Genomic DNA, 17,749 nt, shown 5'->3' on the forward strand with positions numbered 1-17,749 from the left:
CGGTTGTTTTTGCGGTGGGTGTGGTGGGTTGGGGGGGGGGGTCGGTTGGGCGCTTGGTGGGGCGCTTGGGCGCCCCGTTGGTTGGTTTGGGGGGGCCCCCCCCCCCCCCACCCCGCCTCACCCAACACGCAACAACACAGAGCCGACAACCCGCTGTTGCTGTTGCTGTTGCTGTTGATTTCGAAGCAGTCGCGGCCGCAGGCCGCGCGGAAAACCTACAGATGCCGCAATTCCTGCTTCAGCGTCGCCACGCAGCGCCGACTCACTTCCAGCGGCTGCTTGCCATGCCGCAGCACCGCCTGCACCTGGCCTCCGCTGCCACGCCGCAGCTCCACCAGCTCGTGGCGCGCCACCAGGCAGTTGCGATGGATGCGCACGAAGCGGCTGGCGAACTCTTCCTCCAGCGACTTCAACGATTCCTCGATCAGGTCCTCGCCACGCGCGTGATGCACCACCACGTACTTTTCCTCGGCCTGCAGATAGTGGATATCGTCCAGCGGAATCAATCGCAGGCTGCCGCGCAGGCGGGCACACAGCATGCTTCGGGCCTGGCCGCCGGTGTGCTGGGGCTGCCCGTCACGGCCGGCCAGGAAGGTGCGGGCGCGTGCGATCGCCGCTGCCAGCCGCTCTGCGCGCACCGGCTTCATCAGGTAATCGATGGCCGCTGCCTCGAACGCCGACAGCGCGTGCGCATCGTAGGCGGTGCAGAACACCACCGCCGGCCTCGGCTCGAAACTGGCCAGGTGGCGGGCCGCTTCCAGCCCGTCCAGGCCGGGCATGGCGATATCCAGCAGCACCAGGTCCGGCTGCAGTTCGGCGCACGCGTGCAGGGCCTGCTCGCCGTTGCCGGCCTCGGCCACTACGTCCACCCCTTCCTGCGCGGCCAACAGGCTGCGCAGGCGCTCGCGCGCCAGCGGTTCGTCATCGGCGATGACTACCCTCACGATCGTCCCCTCACTGGATCGGCACTGTCACCTGGCAGGCATAGTAGCCCTCGCTCCAGCCAGCCGTCATCCGCGCGGCGCGGCCGAAGCGCCAGCTCAGGCGATGGCCGATGCTGTGCTGGGCGTGGCCCGCTCCCTGGGCCAGGGCCAGCCCGGGCACCTGCGGATCCGGTGCAGGATTGCGTACGCGGATCTGCAGCTCGCTGCCCACACAGGCCAGATGCAGCTCGATGGTGCCGCCTTCGGGCAGGCGCGAGATGCCGTGCAGCACCGCGTTTTCCACCAGCGGCTGCAGCACCAGCCGCGGCATCGGCAGGTCCCAGGGCAGGGGTTCATCGCGCTGCCAATGCACCCGCAGGCGGTCGCCCAGGCGCAGTGATTCAATCGACAGATAGCGCTCGGCCAGTTCGCACTCATCGCGCAGGGTCGAATCGCCCTCGCCTGCACCCAGTGCGGCGCGGAACAGATCGGACAGGTCGAGCACGGCACGCTCGGCCACCGCCGGGTCGCGATGCAGCAGGCTGGCGATCAGGTTCATGCTGTTGAACAGGAAGTGCGGGCGGATGCGCGCCTGCAGGGCGTCGGCCTGCGCGCGGGCATTGGCCTGTATCTGCGCCGCCCAGCGGTCGCTGACATAGAAGTAGCGCAGCGCCAACGCGGTGATCAGCGCCGTGGTGGCCGCGCTGCCCAGGGTGAAGCGCCAGAAGCCGATGCCGCGCGCGAAGTTGTCGCCCAGCACGCCATACAGGGCGTGGATGATGCCCGCGCACAGGATGGCGATCAGCGCGGCCAGGCCAACGGCGGCGACGGCGCCCAGCAGTTCCGGCAGCTTCGACAGCGCCTGCCGCAGCAGGCACAGGCTGGCGGTGACCGCCAGCGCCAGCCACAGCGCGAAACCGCTGGCCGAGGCCAGTTCCCCCATCGTCCAGTGGCGGCTGCCATCGGGCGCCAGCGCCAGCACCACCACCACCAGTTCGGCCAGGCCGAGCATCGCTGCCAACCGCGGCAAACGGCACAGTTCCGGCATCCACGGGGTGGCAGCGCTCGCGGCCATGGGTCAGGCGACGCCCAGGCGTGCCTGCAGCCAGTCGCCCAGCGCGTCGATTTCCTCGGCGCAGACCTGGTGGGCCATCGGGTAGCTGTGCCACTGCACGTCCAGCCCAAGCGTGCGCAACGTCTCGGCGCTGTGCGCGGCCACCGCCTGCGGGATCACCGGATCACTGCTGCCGTGGGCCATGAACACCGGCACATCCACCGCACCATCAACGCGCGACGCGCTTTCGGCCTCCGGCAGGTAGGTCGACAGTGCGATCAGTCCGGCCAAGGGCGCAGTGCGTGCCAGCGCGGCGCTGAGGATCACCGCCCCGCCCTGCGAGAAGCCAGCCAGGAAGATGTGATCAGCGGCGACACCGCGTTCGATCTCACGGGCGATCAGCGCATCCAGCTGCACCACCGACTCCTGCACGCCGGTCATGTCGGCGCGCGAGCGGAAGTCCATGCCGACGATGTCGTACCAGCCACGCATCGGCACGCCGTTGTTGATCGTGATCGGCCGCACCGGTGCGTGCGGGAACACGAAGCGCAGCGCCGGCCAGTGCGGACGCACCAGTTCGGGCACGATCGGCGCGAAATCATGGCCGTCGGCACCGAGGCCGTGCAGCCAGATCACCGACCACTGCGGCGAGGCGCCGGTTTCCTGTTCCACCGTTTGCAGCATGTTGCGGCTCCTGTACGTTCGAGCCGCATTATGCCGCTGGCACGGTGCGATCAGTACAGCGGCGGTTGCTCGGCCGCTTCCCGGCGCAGCTGTGCGGCGCGCACCAGCACCGGCGGCGGGATGTTCTCTTCGGGAATGTCGAGCAGGCCCAGGCGATGCAGGAAGGCGCCCGGCCCGCGCAGCGAGGTCAGTGCCACCACCGGTACCGCCAGCACCATGCCGATCACCACCGGCGCCATCCAGGCCGCCAGCGACGGCGACACCGCCCACGCCAGCACGCCCATGAAGGCGCCAAACACGCCCAGGCCGCCGTAGCCGCGCACCAGCGAAATCCACGAGATGCCACCGTCATCGCGCTGCTGTGCATCCCAGCCCGAGTCGCGGCCGGACAGCACTTCGGCCACCCCGCGCGATTGCACGTACATCACCACCGGCGCCATCAGGGCGGCCAGCACGGTTTCCACCAGCATCGACAGGAACGCCCGGATCGCGCCACCACAGCCACGGCGTTCAACCGGATCGAGCAGCATCGCAAAATAACCCAGCACCTTGGGCATCAGCAGCACCGCCATGGTGGCGGCGAACAGGCGCACCACCTGTTCTTCATCCTGCGCACGCCAGTACACGCTGGGCGACAGGTGCAGCAGGGCGTTGAAATCGATGCCTTCCTGGAACAGCGGGATGGCGATGCCGATCAGCATCAGCATCGCCCACATCGGTGCGGTGAAGTAATGGCCGATGCCGATCAGCATGTGCACGCGGCTGATCCAGTGCAGGCCACGGCTGCCCACCACCTTGCCGTGCTGCAGGTTGCCCTGGCACCAGCGGCGGTCGCGCACCAGCAGGTCGGTCAGCGTTGGCGGGCCTTCCTCGTAGCTGCCGCCCAGGTAGGGCACCATGTGCGCGGCCCAGCCACCACGGCGCATCAGCGCCGCTTCCACGAAATCATGGCTGAGCACGTGGCCGCCGAACGGCTTGCGCCCCGGCAGCTCCGGCAGGCCAGCGTGGTCGGCGAAGGCACGGGTGCGGATGATCGCGTTGTGCCCCCAGTAATTGCTTTCGGCACCGTGCCACCAGGCCACGCCACGGGCGATCACCGGCCCGTACACGCGCCCGCCGAACTGCTGCATGCGCGAGAACAGGGTGCGGCCGCCGATCACCGACGGCAGGGTCTGGATCAGGCCGACGTCGGCGTTGTGCTCCATGCCGGCGACCAGGCGCACGATGCTGTCACCGGTCATCAGGCTGTCGGCATCCAGGATCAGCATCTGCGGGTAGGCACCGCCGAAACGGCGTACCCAGTCGGCGATGTTGCCGGCCTTGCGCGCGCTGTTGTCGCCACGGCGGCGATAGAACAGTCGCGCACGCCCATCGGGCACCAGCTCGCGCAGTTCGGCGAACACCTGTTCTTCGGCCCGCGCGATGTCCTCGCGACGGGTATCGCTGAGCACGAAGAAATCAAACCGCTGCAGCTGGCCGGTGGCCGCCACCGATTCGTAGATCGCGCGCAGGCCGGCCAGCAGCCGGCGCGGGTCTTCGTTGTAGGTGGGCATCAGCAGCGCGGTGCGGCTGTGCACGGTGGGCAGCGGCTTGTCCGGATCGATGCCCAGACGGTAGCCCCGGTCGAACACGGCCGTCAGGAAGCCGGCCACCGCACTGGCAAAGGACAGCGCGATCCAGGCGAACAGGCCGACGAACAGCACCAGCAGGCAGGCCTCCAGCACGCTGATGCCATTGCCGGACAGCACCCGCCACATCATCCGGGTGGCCACGGCGGTCATCGCCACGGTGCCGCCGAGGATGTACAGGCGACGCAGGCCGATCATGCGTGGCGAGGTGCGATGGCGCCGGACCTTCAGCGAGCCTTGCCGCAGCGTCTGTTCGGGCATCACCAGCGGTGCTTCGGCCGGCAGCAGGGCCCAGCCCGCGTCGGGACCGGCCGTGACCGGTTCCGTGTCGATGGTTTCACTCCCCATGGCCGCCTACTCCCTGCAGGCCGCAGGACCAGCCGTCCCGGCCAGGCTGCATGCACCAAGGTTCCTGGCCCGCATTCCCGGCGTCCGCACTTGTCCTGTCTGCCACGGCGTCATGCCGCGCAGTCGCTGTCTGTCACTACCAGAACCCACACGATCTCCAACGGGGCGGAATCGAAAAATGCGGCCCAGTCTATGGCCCCGAATGTAAGCCGGGTGCGAAGGTCTACGCCGGGAAATCTCCCCATTCAGCAATCAGCAGGCGAACCGTCGCGCGCGGCCGGGGAATGTCGATTCATTCCGGGAGGTACTGGATCGTAACAAACGAGAACGGTTATCATTCCGTTAACCAGGCAGGTCACCGCGCTTCGCGCACCGGACCCACCCAGCTGCGCCGGACCCTCCGCGCGCCCGACGACCCAGGGAAGGGGTGGCTGCCTGCTGTCTGCGTGCGCCTGCTGCTTCCACCGGGTCTCTCCTCTCCCTTGGAAGCCGTCATGTCCCCTCTCCGTTCCGCGCGCCTGTCGCGCACCCGCCTGGCCAGCGCCCTGGCCGCCGCCTGCCTGCTGGCCCTGCCTGCCCTCGCCGCCGCTGAAGCCAGCGCCGATGCCTCGACGAAGGACCTGGATACCGTGGTGGTTACCGCCTCGGGCAACCAGCAGTGGATCAAGGATGCCCCGGCCAGCATCAGCGTGATCAGCCGCGAAGACATCGAACGCCAGCCGGTGCACGACCTGGCTACCCTGCTCAGCCGTATTCCGGGCGTGACCGGTGGGCTCAGCGCCGCCGGTGAGCAGTCCAAGATCAAGCTGCGCGGCATGCCGTCCAACTACACGCTGGTGCTGGTGGACGGCAAGCGCATGGGCAGCTCGGCCTCGACGAACTATCGCCCTGACCTGGGCCGCCAGGACCTGAACTGGATTTCCCCCGACCAGATCGAACGCATCGAAGTGGTGCGTGGCCCGATGTCCTCGCTGTATGGCTCGGACGCGATGGGCGGGGTGATCAACATCATCACCAAGCGCATCGGTGACAGCTGGAACGGCAGCGCCACCCACAGCTACACCCGGCCGCAGGATGGCGACCGTGGCGACACCCAGCAGATCGGCGCGACCTTCTCCGGCCCGCTGGGCGAGCGCTTCGGCCTGCGCATCGGTGCCAACAGCATGCGCCGCGACTCGGACCGCTCCAACGGCGGCGTGTATGGCAACGCCTACGCCGGCGAGAAGGACCGCAACATCGACGCGCTGCTGCAGTGGAAGCTGAGCGAGGCACAGGAAGTGTCACTGGAAGCTGGCCACGGTGTGCAGCAGGCCTTCATCGCCCAGGCGCTGGAAAAGCAGGACGAAGGCGCCTGGGGTGCCAGTGAGCTCAAGCGCAGTTCGCTGGCGCTGAACCACGACGGCAAGTGGGATTTCGGTACTTCCAAGCTCAGCGCGTACTGGACCGAGTACAAGAACGACATCGGCGCCACCGGTCGCTCCGAGGCAACCGATACGATCATCGAAGGCAGCCTGAGCACGCCCTTTACCCTGGGCGTGGACCACCAGTTCGCGGTGGGCGGCCAGTGGAAGCGCCAGGAGTTGACCAACACCGACACCATCGGCCAGGCGCCGGTGGACTATGCCGGCAACCCGGTGGTCGGCTCCACCCTGGAAGTGGACACCTGGGCGCTGTTCGTCGAAGACGAGCTGAAGCTGCACCGTACCCTGGCACTGACCCTGGGCGCGCGCCTGGACCACCATGAACAGTTCGGCAGCCATGTCAGTCCGCGTGCCTACCTGGTCTGGCACCCGAGCGAGCAGTGGACGATCCGTGGCGGCGTGTCCAAGGGCTTCCGCGCCCCGAGCCTGACCGAGAATTCGCCCAGCGCGGCGACCCAGTCCGGTGGCCGCGGCTGCACCTCGCTGTACCCGCTGGGCTATACCCGCGGCGGTTGCTACATGGCCGGCAACCCGGACCTGGACCCGGAAACCAGCACCAACCGCGAGATCGGCATCAGCTTCGACAACGACCTGGTCGACGCCGGCCTGACCTACTTCCATACCGACTTCAGGAACAAGATCGAGTATGAAGCGCTGGGCTTCTTCAACGGCTACTGGTGGACGCGCATGAGCAACGTGCAGCGCGCGCGCACCAGCGGCATGGAAGGCAACCTCAACTTCCGCTTCGGCGATCACTGGCGCTGGCGCACGTCGGCGACCTGGATGAAGGAAGCCAAGAACCTGACCACCGGCCGCAACCTGATCGACACCCCGGAGTTCTCAGGCTATTCGTCGCTGGACTGGACCCCGAACACCACGTTCTCCAGCAGCCTGTCGGCGCAGTACACCGGCAAGCAGACCGGCGTGGTCAATACCTTCCTGAAGGCCTATACGCTGTATGACCTGACCGCTGCATGGAACGTCAATGAGGTGCTGACCCTGCGTGGCGGCGTCAGCAACCTGGCCGACAAGAAGCTGTACGCCGACGGCTCTACCGACTACTTCGTCGCCGGCCGCAGCTACTTCCTCAGCATGACCGCGCGCTTCTGATGCGCACTGCGATCGCGCTGGCAGCAGGCCAGCGCGATCGCGGCTGGTTTCCCAGGCTCAGTCGTTTTCCAGAACCGCCGGCGCAGCGTCGCGGCTGGCCGCGATGCGTGCACGGTCCATCGCCACCGCCAGTTGCTGGCGGGCGAGCAGTTGTTGTGCCTGCACCACTTCGGGTGTCGGCAGGAGCACCGGTCCGGGTGCGTTTTCCGGTGTAGCTGGTGTGGTCATGCAACCTCCATGGACATACCGCTGCTACCCGCAAACAGCCGGGGTAGCAGCGGAACTGCGCACCCTATCCTAAAAACAAGGCGGATGGGTGACGGTGCGGCACCGGGACGCAAGCCCTTTGCCGTAGGAACGTCACATTTTTGACGCTCCAAGCTGGTTTGCTGAATGTGACTCACTTATCATGAAAACGTTTTCCTAACAGGGAAGTCCCTATACATGAACACCGTTGACCTGACCCGCTTCAGCCCGAAGTGGCAGTTCCGCTTCAACTTCTTCCAGCAGCACGGCGCTCCCAAGGAGCCCGGCTTCAAGCAGGCCTGGAAGGCGCTGTCCTTCGGCGACCGCCTGAAGATCAACCTGAACTTCTTCGCCTTCTTCTTCGGCGCGATCTATCTGTTCATCCTGGGCATGTGGCGCAAGGCGCTGGTGGTGATCGGCATCAACATCGTGCTGATCGCGGTCAGCCTGGTGCTGCCGGACATCGTGGCCCGCGCACTGTTCATTGCAATGAACTTCCTGGTCGCCTCGAGCACCAACTACAGCTACTACCTGGAACAGGTGAAGGGCAACACCAGCTGGAACCCCTTCGAAGGCATGTTCTAAGCCCAGCGCACCGCATGCGCAGTGGCACATCGACGCCCGGCCTTGGCCGGGCGTCGTCGTTCATGCCCCGGCTCAGGCGGCGCGCAACGCGGCAGCCGGTCGGGTGTCGGCCTGCAGGCGGAAGCGGGACACGGCCACCGCCAGCTGCTCGGCCTGTTCTTCCATCGCCCGCGCCGCAGCGGTGGCTTCTTCCACCAGCGCAGCATTCTGCTGGGTAGTCTCGTCCATCTGCACCACGGTCTGGTTGACCTGCTCGATACCGGCCGACTGCTCGCGCGAGGCGGCCGAAATCTCGGCCATGATCTCGTTGACCCGGCCGACCTGGCCGACGATCTCCTGCATCGTGCGGCCCGCACCGTGCACCAGCTGCGCGCCGGCGCCGACATGGCCGACCGAAGCGTCGATCAGCTCCTTGATCTCCTTGGCCGCGCCCGCCGAGCGCTGTGCCAGCGCGCGCACTTCGCTGGCGACCACCGCAAAGCCACGGCCCTGTTCACCGGCGCGCGCCGCTTCCACCGCTGCGTTCAGGGCCAGGATGTTGGTCTGGAAAGCGATGCCGTCGATCACCGAGATGATCTCGGCGATGCGCTGCGAAGAGGTCTCGATCTGCTCCATGGTCTGCACCACCTGGCTGACCACCTGCCCGCCTTCGCTGGCAACGCCTGCGGCCGAGGCCGCCAGCTTGTTGGCCTGCAGGGCATGATCGGCGTTCTGGCGCACGGTGGAGGTCAGTTCCTCCATCGACGCGGCGGTCTCTTCCAGGTTGGCCGCCTGCTGCTCGGTACGGCGTGACAGGTCGCTGTTGCCCGACGCGATCTCGCCTGCGGCCAGGCGGATGCTGGCCGCAGACTGCTGGATCTGGCCGACGATCTGGGTCAACTGCTGCACGGTGCTGTTGGCATCGTCGCGCATCACCGCGAACACGCCGTGGAAGTCACCCTCCATCCGTGTACTCAGGTCACCGGCGGCGATGGCGCGCAGCAGCGTCGACAGCGCAGCCAGGTTCTGGTCGCTGACCTGCATCATGGTGTTGAGCGTTTCCACCATGCGGCGGAAGTCATGCTCGAAGCGCTGGGCATCGCCACGCACGGCGAAATCACCTGCCGCCGCCGCAGCGGCCAGCTGCTGGATCTGCTCGTTGATCGCCGCCAGGTTGGTCTTGGTGGTTGCCATGGCAGCGGTGAATATCGCCTTTTCGCCCGGCAGTGCCTCCATGTCCACGCTCAGGTCACCCACCGCGTAGCGCTGCATCACCTCGACCAGGCGTTGGGTGACCGCATTGCTGTCGGCCACCAGCTGGTTGCTGTCGGCCACCATGCGGCCATATTCGCCCGGGAACACCGAGGCATCCATGCGGTAGCTGATTTCACCGGCATCATGGCGGCGCGCCATCTCCGCCTGTGCGGCCATCACTGCCTGCAGCTGGCCACGCATGCCCTGCATGGCGTCCAGCAGGCGGCCCACTTCGTCGTTGCCCAGCGCCGGCATGGCGGTATCCAGCTTGCCCGCAGCCACGTCGCCGGCGATGCGCACGGCCTGCGCCAGCGGTCGCACGGCCAGGCGCTGCAGCAGCAGGTAGACACCACCACTGAGCACCAGCGCAGCCACCACACCCACCAGCAGGATGATCCACAGCAGCTCGCGGGCCTGCGCGATGATCACCGCATGCGGCACCACCACACCCAGCGCGAAACGCTGCGGCGCGTCACCCACCTGCAGCGGCACGTACAGGCGGACGTTGCCGGCAGCGTCGGGCTCGAACGCTTCGTAGGTCTTGTCGGCGGCGATCTGCGCCAGCATGCCGAGGGTGGCGGCATCGGTACGCGGCTTGCCGATCTCGGCAGCATCGGCCGAGGCCAGCACCACGCCCTTCGGCGACAGCAGTTCGACGCGGCCGGCGCCCATCGGCGTCAGCGTGGCCAGGTGCTTCTGCAGCGCGTCCAGCGAGAAGTCGACGGTGAAGACACCGAGGAAGGTGCCGTTCTCGACGATCGGCGTGCTCAGCGTGCTCATCAGCACCTGCTTGCCGCCGATGTCGTAGGCATACGGTTCGCTGACCAGCGGCAGCTTGTCGCGGCTGGGCACCATGTACCAGTTGCCCGAGCCGCTGGGCGTCTCGGTGTAGTCGGTCATCGTCGACTGCTGCGGCTTGCCGTCCTGCCAGGCCCAGTAGCTCATGTAGCGGCCGGTGGCGTCGTGCGCCTCGCTGTTGACGAACTCGGCGTCCTTGCCGTCGAAGGCATTGGCCTCCCACATGGTGCTCTTGCCCAGCCATTCCGGGTGCGCGTGCAGCTGCTCGCCGATGACATTGGCCAGGCTGGCGCGATCAGGGGCATCACCGCGCGCACGCTGGGCCAGCACGGTTTCCACCATCGCATCGTTGCTGGCAAAGGCCGTGCCCAGGTCGGCAGCCACCTGCCGCGCCTCGGCACGGGCTTCGCTGGCCATGGTCTGCCGCGAGGACGACACCAGCGCCGAACTGGCCTGGTGATAGATCAGGAACGCGGTCGCGCCGAAGCACAGCAACGCGATCACCGCGGTGCCCAGCATCAGCTTGTGGGCGATGCTGCCGGGGCGACGGGCAGCGACGGAACGGGAAGAAGACATGGGAGGATCCGCAGGCAGTTCAGGTCGACCGGTGCCACCAGGGCACCGCGCAGATGCGCGATCCGTCGCGCGGGCCGCCTGCCCGCCGGATCGGAACCCGGCGCGGGAAGGCGCGCACCGGGTTAGCGGCCATGGCCGGGCGAGGTTGAGGCTCGCCGCACGCACAAAACCTGAACCCGCTCAGCTGCGGCCGTCGACCCAGGCCTGTGCTGCTCGCCTGTGCTATTCGGCGACGCGGTCGCGGATCCACTCCGCACGGGGCAGGACCTCGATGCTGCCCGCGGCGTACTGCTGCAGCACGTCCTCCGGACCGAAACGTGGCTGCCAGCCCAGCGCTGCACGCATCCGGCTGCTGTCATAGACCCGATCGATGCTGAGCGGCAGTGGCCAGCCACGGCGCTCGAACTCGGCCAGCAGCTGCGGTGCGCGGCGCGCCAGCACCTGGCGCGGATCGGCCGCCAGCTGCAGGCAGTCCTCGCGCCGGAAGGGCGTCGGTGCACAGGCGAGGTAACGCTGGAAGGCGGCGCCGTCATCGTGCAGCAGCGCGGCATGCGCGCTGGCCACATCGCGCGCGTCGATCCCACGGTGCAGGCGGAACATCGCCATGCGGTCAGGCGGCTCGGGGAAGCAACGTGCCATCCGCAGCACGCGCACGGTGAACGTTGCGCTGGCCGCCGCTTCGGCAGCCGCCTCAGCCTGCAGCTTGGTGCGGTGGTAGATCGTGCGCGGCAGCGGCTCGGTGTCCTCGTCGATCCAACGGCAGCCGCCGGACACCACGGCATGGCCGTACAACGCCGTGGTACTGGTCAGCACGAAGCGCTGCACGCCGGCCTCGCGCGCCAGCTGCAGCAGGTTCGCGGTGGCCTCCACGTTGATCTGCTGGAACACCGCGTCAGGTACCAGGCCCACGTGCGGGGCGTGCAGGGCCGCGGTATGGATCACCGCGTCGACCCCCTGCACGGCACGTTCCAGCGCCCGGCGATCGGTGACATCGGCAATGACGCGCGTGGTGGCGAACGGACTGCGATCCAGCCCCACCACCTCATTGGCAGCGGCCAGCGCACCGAAGATCGCCCGCCCTATCCGCCCGGAACTTCCGGTCAACAGAATCTTCATTGAATCCATTCACTCGACAGCGCCCGGGACCTACCGGGATGGCTTGATTCTAGGCATGCACGATGGCGTCGGCGATAGCAGACGATGACATTCTGCATGCCATCCACCTCCGGCCGACGGCTCGGACTCTCCCTTGCCAGGGCGCCACGGGTGACTGCCGTGACGACCGGTTGCAGATCCCGGCACTTCCTGCACGGTAACCGGTTGTCAAACGCGTGCGCAGGCCATGTGAGCCTCGTACAGCCCACTTCGACCTGTCTTTAGCCTGCACTGTGCAACATGGGACCGTCACTGATGGCAGCGCCCCATGTTCACACCGGAGACCGGTAATGACCAACTCACGCAATGGCAACAGCAATCGTGGCTTTGCCTCGATGGACGAAGACAAGCAGCGCGCGATCGCGGCCAAAGGGGGACGTGCCGCCCACGCATCCGGCAATGCGCACCAGTTCAGCCCGGCCGAGGCCCGGGTGGCGGGCCGGAAAGGCGGTGAAGCGATCAGCCAGGACCGCCAACACATGGCCACGATCGGCCGTGAAGGCGGCCATGCGCGGCACGCCAGCAGCCGCCAGCAACAGCAGGACATGCCCGACAAACCTGACAGCGGTCAACAACGTTGACGTGTTGCGGTCACTGCGCCGCGTACCGGCGGTGCGGCCGACGTCGATCAGCACTCAGCACTGTCAGCACAGTGGAAGGCGCCGCTGAGCTGGTGCGCGCCCGGCTAGGTGTGGGCGAGGATGTTCAACAGGCGCCCGAACGGGTCGCGCACGTAGAAGCGACGTACACCCCATGGCTCTTCGGCCGGGCCATATTCAAGCGCGATGTCCGCGTGTCGCAGGCGTTCGAGCACGGCGTCCAGATCATCCACCTCGATCGAAAGATCCGGCACCGGCGTACCCGATCCGCCCTCGCTGGCAACGCTGAGCTGTGCCAGCGCAGCGCCCTGCCCACCGTAGGTGACGATCCAGCCGTGGTCCATCACGATGTCCATGCCGAGGATGTCGCCGTAGAACGCGGCCGCCTGCGCAGGATCGGCGCTGGCGATGTTGGCGACGACACGTTTGACGGCCATGTTGCGGCTCCAGACGATCAGGACCGCGGACTTCGTGCCTGCGGCCAGGTGGAAAAGGGGGCCCCTGGATCGGGCCCCCCATTGCGAACGGTATGCAGGCCTCAGACGGCGCCGCACCTGTCCATGACACAGCGATCGTATTCGAACTGGCACTCCATGGCATCGCCGCCGCTGGAAACGCAGGCCTGGTAGGCCTTCCAGCACGGGAAGTCGCACGGCTGGACCGGACCGGCCACCGCCACCGAACCGGTACACGCAAGTGCAAACACTGCAGCAACGATCACTTTCCTGATGGCTCGCATCGATATCACTCCCTGATAGGCCTGGTGATTCCAGGCTGCATCACCGTAGCCGTGCGTGCGGGATAGGAAGTGAAGGCGCCGGTTCAGCCTGCCAGCAATTGCAGATCACGCAGCTGCGCGCGCAGCTCCGCGAGGTCATGCCACGGCAGTATCGGCGAGTTCTCGCGCTCATCGGGAGGGTTGCCCGGAAGCCCCTCCGACCAGCCACCCGCGCCCACCAGCGGCAGCAAAGGCCGCTTGTGCAGCCAGGCCAGACACACTTCGGAAATCGTGCCCGCGCGCCCGCCGATGACAATGCAGGCATCGCCGGCCAAGGCCATGATCAGGTTGCGGGCATCGCCCATGCCGCATGGCACCACCACCGTTGCCGGCCAGTCTGCTGCGGGCATGCTGCCTTCCGGAATCACGCTCAGCACCGTGCCGCCGGCTGCGACTGCATGCTCGGCTGCCACCCGCGTGGCTGGGCTGCCACAGCCGCTGACCAGGGTGATTCCATTTTCGGCGAGGAACCTGCCCGCCTGTGCAGCGAGGTCGAACGCCGGTGAGCCAGGATCGGCACTCCCCAGGATGGCGATCTGGGGCTTGCGGAAGGACTTGCGGGAGGTTGGTGTCATGAAGCGACCTGGGTGACCGAACGGAAGGACAGCATGGAGACGGAACCGATCCGGGCAGCCACTGTTCAATTGCCCGACGCGGGAACGTATCACGCCAGCAGTTTGTCTTTCTGATGCTGATTGCACAGTTCACCGCCTCAGCATCACCAGGCCACCCAGGCTCAGCGACGGCAGCAGCAGCCCAAAGGCCACCAGCGGCCAGACCGTATCGCCCGGCAGCAGCAGCGTCGCGAGCGTGCCAAGCGTTGCCACGATCAGGCTCTGCACGGCGTAGTACAGCGCCACTGCCGTGCCGGAGGCATCGGCAAAATCGCGCAGCGCACCGTTGGCCGCCACCGCAGCCACTATCACGATGCCGGTGGCCACCAGCCACATCGGCAACACGACACTGGCAAAGGATGGCGGCAGCATCGCCGTCATCGCCATGACCAGCGCGCCGCCGATCATCACCATCAGCCCACGCTGGAAACTGCCACCAATGCCCCATCGCCCGATGAATCGAGCAGCGAAGCGCGAGGTGACGATCATCACCAGTGCCACCGTCGCGAAGGCCAGGCTGAAGCCCATCGCCGAATAGCCGGCCCTCCCCATCAGCACCCGCGGGGCGATCGAGAAAAACACGAAGAACGTGCCCATCGCCGCACTGAATCCCAATGCATGAACCCAGAAGCCGGCATTGCCGAGGATGCGCGCGAAGGCTGGCGATGCGTGGACATGCTGCGGTGGCCGTGTCTCCTGCCATCCGCGGCATGCGCGTACACCCGCCAGCAGTCCCAGCACACCCAGTGCGATGAAAATGGCCCGCCAGCCCAGCGTATAGGCGATCAATGCGCCGAGGATCGGACCGAGCGCTGGCACGAACGCCAACATCGAGGAAAACAAGCCATAGAGCGTGGCGCCCTCGGCCGTATCGGCATACACGTCGCGCACCGTGGCGAAGGTGGCCACCAGCGCGGCCGACGCCCCAATCGCCTGCACGCCGCGCCACGCAAGGAATGCCGCACCACCACTGCACGCGGCCAGCGCGAACGACGCCAGCGTGAACAACAGCGCGCCCATCAGCAGCACCGGCCGTCGCCCGATCCGGTCCGACAGCGGGCCGAAGATCAGCTGGCCCAGCCCCAGCACGAGCATGTACAGGCTCAGCGTCAACTGGATGAGGGCGGGCGACGTGCCGAGTGCCTGCGGCATGGCCGATACGACCGGCAGGTAGATATCCATGGCCAGCGAAGCCAGGAGGTCAAAGGGAGCCATCAATGCGATGGCGCCCGGCAGGGAATGGGCCCAGCGAAGGGCTTTTCGATCAGACATGGGGAAACATCCGCTCAGGAGGGAATCCGGCGGTGATCAACCCAGTGCGTGGAGATCGCAGGACAAGATCACCGCAACAACGTGCGTACCGTTGTTGCGGCTCAGCGGACTGTCTGCGGACCGTTCCCGTTCATCTGATGATCCGGTGGAAGATCGAGTGCGGCCAGTGTAGCAAGGCCATTGCGGGGCAGTCCGGCAACGTCGTCCGCCAAGGCCTCAGGACAAGGGCAGCATGTCGATGCGCCGGGAGGGGGTACGCCGCACCTGCTCGATGAGCCGGCGGACCGCTGGCGATGTTTCCTGTTCACGGTACAGCGCAGCGATGGTCGAGGCGATGACCGGCCCGGCGATCGGCAGATACACCACGCCTGGCAGCAGCAGCGTCCGCTGCAGCACCGACGGCACGATCGCCACGGCGCCATCGCCCACCGAGACCTGCGCGAGCACCGCGACAAGATGACCGGGACGGGAGCGGATGTCCGGCACGAATCCGCCACGGCGGGCGACTTCCAGCGTGCCGGCGGGCTGCTCCGGCATGATGAACGCCTCGTTCGCCAGCAGCGCCGGCTGCACCGGCCCCCCCGCGTGGGCCAGCGCATGCGATGCCGGCAACGCCACGCAGAACTGATCTTCGATCAGGATGTGCGAACCGAGCGCATCGGGCACCTCGATCGGAAGCCGGCAGAACACCACATCGATGCGACCGTCCAGCAGCAGGTCCGGCAGGTCGGCCATCGGCCATTCGCCGACCTTCAGCTCCACATCGGGCGAGGCGCTGCGGAAACGCTGCAACTGCTCCTGCAGCGCGCCGGCATGGACCGCCGAACCTACGTAGCCGATCTCGATCCTGCCGATTTCCCCGCGACCGGCGCGGCGGCCCACGGCCTCTGCCTGCTCGAACTGGCGCAGCACGTTGCGTGCTTCGGCCAGGAAGATCGCACCGGCAGAGGTCAGCGTGACCTCGCGCCTACTGCGATCAAACAAGGGGGTGCCCAGGCGACGCTCGATCTGCTGGATCTGAACGCTCAGCGTCGGCGTGGCGATGCCCAGGCGCAGCGCGGCGCGCCCGAAATGCAGCTCCTCGGCCAGTGCGACGTAGTACTGCAGATGTCGACGGTCCATGCGTGCCGGTTCGTTAGCTTTTGCCTAACGTACTTGAAGAACATCGGCAATGAAACAAACAGTCGAAGTTGCTTGAATGGGCCTTCTTCCTTCCCCACCCGAGTGCCCGGTGTATCTCTTCCCCCGCCGCAGACCACCCAACTGGATCCTGATCATCGCCTCGCTCGGCTGCACGATGACGGTGCTGGAAACCAACGCCGTGGCCGTCGCCCTGCCGACCATCGCGCGGGATCTGCAGGCTGACTTCGCCGACATCGAATGGGTGATCAGCTGCTACATCCTCACCTTCACCTCGCTGCTTCTGCCCGCCGGTGCCATCGCCGATCGTCATGGCCGCAGGCGCGTGCTGCTGATCGGCATCGCACTGTTCGCCCTCTCATCGCTGACCTGCGCGCTGGCCCCCACGGCCAGTGCGCTGTATGTGGCCCGAGCGTTGCAGGGCGTGGGTGCCGCTTTCCTGCTGGCCCCATCACTGTCGGTGATCGGCCACGAATTCCACGAGGGCAAGCAACGCGACGATGCCTGGGCCTTCTGGGGCACGGCAATGGGCATGATGATGGTGCTCTCGCCGCTTATCGGTGGGCTGTTGTCCTCGCTGTGGGGATGGCGCTCGGTGTTCATCGCGATCCTGCCCTTCCTCGCCTTCCTGGCCTATGGTGCGATCCGCTGGGTTCCCGACACTGCCGACACGGTGGTACGCCCGCTCGATCCGCCCGGCATCATCACCTTCAGCATGGCGATCTTCGGCATCGTGTTCTTCCTCGTGGAAGGACTCGCGCAGGGATGGACATCGGCGGTGGCCCTGGCCGGCCTGGGCCTGGGCATCGCGATGGCCGCGCTGTTCACCTGCATCGAGCTCACGCGTCGGCATCCGATGGTCGACCTGCGGCTGCTTGCCAGCCCGCGCTTTGTCGGTGCCCTGATCGCCATGATCGGCTACGCGGTCAGCGCGCAGGTGATGGCCTCGATGCTGCCGCAGTACCTGCAGAACGGCGTCGGCCTGAGTGCGCTGGCCACGGGCGCCGGCATGCTGCCGTTCGCTGCGGCGATGCTGCTGTTCCCCAGCGTGGGCAGGCGCCTGGGCAGACGGTTGTCGAGCGGGATGGTGCTGGCCATCGGCCTGTCCATCACTGCCGCCGGCAATGCGCTGGCCGGTGTCGGTGCATGGCACAACCAGCCGACGGTGGCGCTGCTGGCGATGGTCATCATCGGCGCAGGCGGTGGCATCCTCAACGGCGAAACATCCAAGGCGATCATCGGTTCGGCGCCCCGCGACCGCGCAGGCATGGCCTCGGGCATCAGTGCGACGACGCGCTTCGTCGGCATCCTGCTCGGCTTCACGGTCCTCTCCAGCGCCCTGACCGTCGGCATCCGCGCCGGACTCTCAGCACGCGTTCCTGCAGATGAAGTCATGCGTCTGGCCGACACCATCGCCACCGGTGCACTGACCCGAGGAGCCCAGGTTGATCTGGCGCGGGCGATCTTCAGCCAGGGCTTTGCCGCGTCCCTGTGGACTGCGGCCGCAGCAGCGACGCTGGCCAGCCTGGCCGTTGTCCTGCTCAGACCACGCGCCTGATCGCAGATGGCAGACGCAGAAACGACC

At 67.0% G+C, this 17,749-nt stretch carries 16 protein-coding genes; 4 read left to right on the forward strand and 12 right to left on the reverse strand.

Going from position 1 to position 17,749, the window contains the following annotated elements:
* Positions 1-215: 215 nt before the first annotated feature.
* The 4 genes from M2299_RS18915 to mdoH are packed head-to-tail and all read right to left on the reverse strand — an operon-like array spanning position 216 to position 4,637.
* Positions 216-944, reverse strand: coding sequence for a LytTR family DNA-binding domain-containing protein (locus M2299_RS18915; protein ID WP_025879008.1), 729 nt, complete (start codon positions 942-944; stop codon positions 216-218).
* A 10-nt stretch (positions 945-954) separates the two neighbouring features.
* Positions 955-1,998, reverse strand: coding sequence for a sensor histidine kinase (locus tag M2299_RS18920; RefSeq protein WP_280884824.1), 1,044 nt, complete (start codon positions 1,996-1,998; stop codon positions 955-957).
* A gap of 3 nt (positions 1,999-2,001) precedes the next feature.
* Entirely contained in the window at positions 2,002-2,661 is a 660-nt protein-coding gene (locus tag M2299_RS18925; RefSeq protein ID WP_280884825.1) for an alpha/beta hydrolase, read from the reverse strand.
* A 50-nt stretch (positions 2,662-2,711) separates the two neighbouring features.
* On the reverse strand, positions 2,712-4,637 hold the full coding sequence (mdoH, locus tag M2299_RS18930) for a glucans biosynthesis glucosyltransferase MdoH (RefSeq protein ID WP_051501661.1): 1,926 nt from the start codon (positions 4,635-4,637) through the stop codon (positions 2,712-2,714).
* 494 nt (positions 4,638-5,131) lie between these two features.
* On the opposite strand from mdoH, the gene M2299_RS18935 reads away from it, so the two are divergent.
* Positions 5,132-7,168 carry a TonB-dependent receptor gene (locus M2299_RS18935; protein ID WP_099843756.1) on the forward strand — a complete coding sequence of 679 codons (2,037 nt, stop codon included), beginning with the start codon at positions 5,132-5,134 and terminating at the stop codon, positions 7,166-7,168.
* Between the two features lie 57 nt (positions 7,169-7,225).
* On the opposite strand, the gene M2299_RS18940 is transcribed toward M2299_RS18935, so the two are convergent.
* The gene (locus M2299_RS18940) at positions 7,226-7,396 is read right to left on the reverse strand and encodes a hypothetical protein (RefSeq protein ID WP_162887695.1); all 171 of its coding nucleotides are present in this window, start codon (positions 7,394-7,396) and stop codon (positions 7,226-7,228) included.
* Between the two features lie 216 nt (positions 7,397-7,612).
* On the opposite strand from M2299_RS18940, the gene M2299_RS18945 reads away from it, so the two are divergent.
* Positions 7,613-7,999 (forward strand): DUF2628 domain-containing protein, encoded by a 387-nt coding sequence (locus M2299_RS18945; RefSeq protein ID WP_025879013.1) that lies wholly within the window; start codon positions 7,613-7,615, stop codon positions 7,997-7,999.
* Between the two features lie 72 nt (positions 8,000-8,071).
* On the opposite strand, the gene M2299_RS18950 is transcribed toward M2299_RS18945, so the two are convergent.
* Positions 8,072-10,606, reverse strand: a complete 2,535-nt coding sequence (locus tag M2299_RS18950; RefSeq protein WP_033832282.1) for a methyl-accepting chemotaxis protein — start codon at positions 10,604-10,606, stop codon at positions 8,072-8,074.
* Positions 10,607-10,828: 222 nt separating this feature from the next.
* Complete coding sequence (locus M2299_RS18955; RefSeq protein WP_099843760.1) at positions 10,829-11,722, reverse strand: NAD(P)-dependent oxidoreductase; 894 nt, start codon at positions 11,720-11,722, stop codon at positions 10,829-10,831.
* Positions 11,723-12,051: 329 nt separating this feature from the next.
* On the opposite strand from M2299_RS18955, the gene M2299_RS18960 reads away from it, so the two are divergent.
* Entirely contained in the window at positions 12,052-12,342 is a 291-nt protein-coding gene (locus tag M2299_RS18960) for a KGG domain-containing protein (RefSeq protein ID WP_099785502.1), read from the forward strand.
* Positions 12,343-12,446: 104 nt separating this feature from the next.
* Here the strand turns inward: M2299_RS18960 and M2299_RS18965 are convergent, their stop codons facing one another.
* The 5 genes from M2299_RS18965 to M2299_RS18980 all read right to left on the reverse strand — a co-directional run bounded on the left by M2299_RS18965 (position 12,447) and on the right by M2299_RS18980 (position 16,146).
* The gene (locus tag M2299_RS18965) at positions 12,447-12,797 is read right to left on the reverse strand and encodes a VOC family protein (protein WP_099844401.1); all 351 of its coding nucleotides are present in this window, start codon (positions 12,795-12,797) and stop codon (positions 12,447-12,449) included.
* Between the two features lie 101 nt (positions 12,798-12,898).
* The gene (locus M2299_RS20670) at positions 12,899-13,099 is read right to left on the reverse strand and encodes a hypothetical protein (RefSeq protein WP_127564606.1); all 201 of its coding nucleotides are present in this window, start codon (positions 13,097-13,099) and stop codon (positions 12,899-12,901) included.
* Positions 13,100-13,182: 83 nt separating this feature from the next.
* On the reverse strand, positions 13,183-13,806 hold the full coding sequence (locus M2299_RS18970; RefSeq protein ID WP_280884826.1) for a Rossmann fold nucleotide-binding protein: 624 nt from the start codon (positions 13,804-13,806) through the stop codon (positions 13,183-13,185).
* Between the two features lie 36 nt (positions 13,807-13,842).
* Complete coding sequence (cml, locus tag M2299_RS18975) at positions 13,843-15,024, reverse strand: CmlA/FloR family chloramphenicol efflux MFS transporter (RefSeq protein ID WP_280884827.1); 1,182 nt, start codon at positions 15,022-15,024, stop codon at positions 13,843-13,845.
* Between the two features lie 216 nt (positions 15,025-15,240).
* A complete protein-coding gene (locus tag M2299_RS18980; RefSeq protein WP_280884828.1) occupies positions 15,241-16,146 on the reverse strand; it encodes a LysR substrate-binding domain-containing protein in 906 nt (301 codons plus the stop codon).
* Positions 16,147-16,255: 109 nt separating this feature from the next.
* Between M2299_RS18980 and M2299_RS18985 the strand changes: the two genes are divergently transcribed.
* Complete coding sequence (locus M2299_RS18985; RefSeq protein ID WP_280884829.1) at positions 16,256-17,722, forward strand: MFS transporter; 1,467 nt, start codon at positions 16,256-16,258, stop codon at positions 17,720-17,722.
* Positions 17,723-17,749: the final 27 nt, after the last annotated feature.

It is taken from the genome of Stenotrophomonas sp. 1278 (assembly GCF_029892765.1).
Lineage (GTDB): Bacteria > Pseudomonadota > Gammaproteobacteria > Xanthomonadales > Xanthomonadaceae > Stenotrophomonas > Stenotrophomonas indicatrix.

Coding starts and splice junctions, on each gene's coding strand:
- M2299_RS18920 (WP_280884824.1), bottom strand. CDS start 1,998: ATGGCCGCGAGCGCTGCCACCCCGTGGATGCCGGAACTGTGCCGTTTG.
- M2299_RS18925 (WP_280884825.1), bottom strand. CDS start 2,661: ATGCTGCAAACGGTGGAACAGGAAACCGGCGCCTCGCCGCAGTGGTCG.
- mdoH (WP_051501661.1), bottom strand. CDS start 4,637: ATGGGGAGTGAAACCATCGACACGGAACCGGTCACGGCCGGTCCCGAC.
- M2299_RS18935 (WP_099843756.1), top strand. CDS start 5,132: ATGTCCCCTCTCCGTTCCGCGCGCCTGTCGCGCACCCGCCTGGCCAGC.
- M2299_RS18940 (WP_162887695.1), bottom strand. CDS start 7,396: ATGACCACACCAGCTACACCGGAAAACGCACCCGGACCGGTGCTCCTG.
- M2299_RS18945 (WP_025879013.1), top strand. CDS start 7,613: ATGAACACCGTTGACCTGACCCGCTTCAGCCCGAAGTGGCAGTTCCGC.
- M2299_RS18950 (WP_033832282.1), bottom strand. CDS start 10,606: ATGTCTTCTTCCCGTTCCGTCGCTGCCCGTCGCCCCGGCAGCATCGCC.
- M2299_RS18955 (WP_099843760.1), bottom strand. CDS start 11,722: ATGAAGATTCTGTTGACCGGAAGTTCCGGGCGGATAGGGCGGGCGATC.
- M2299_RS18960 (WP_099785502.1), top strand. CDS start 12,052: ATGACCAACTCACGCAATGGCAACAGCAATCGTGGCTTTGCCTCGATG.
- M2299_RS18965 (WP_099844401.1), bottom strand. CDS start 12,797: ATGGCCGTCAAACGTGTCGTCGCCAACATCGCCAGCGCCGATCCTGCG.
- M2299_RS20670 (WP_127564606.1), bottom strand. CDS start 13,099: ATGCGAGCCATCAGGAAAGTGATCGTTGCTGCAGTGTTTGCACTTGCG.
- cml (WP_280884827.1), bottom strand. CDS start 15,024: ATGTCTGATCGAAAAGCCCTTCGCTGGGCCCATTCCCTGCCGGGCGCC.
- M2299_RS18980 (WP_280884828.1), bottom strand. CDS start 16,146: ATGGACCGTCGACATCTGCAGTACTACGTCGCACTGGCCGAGGAGCTG.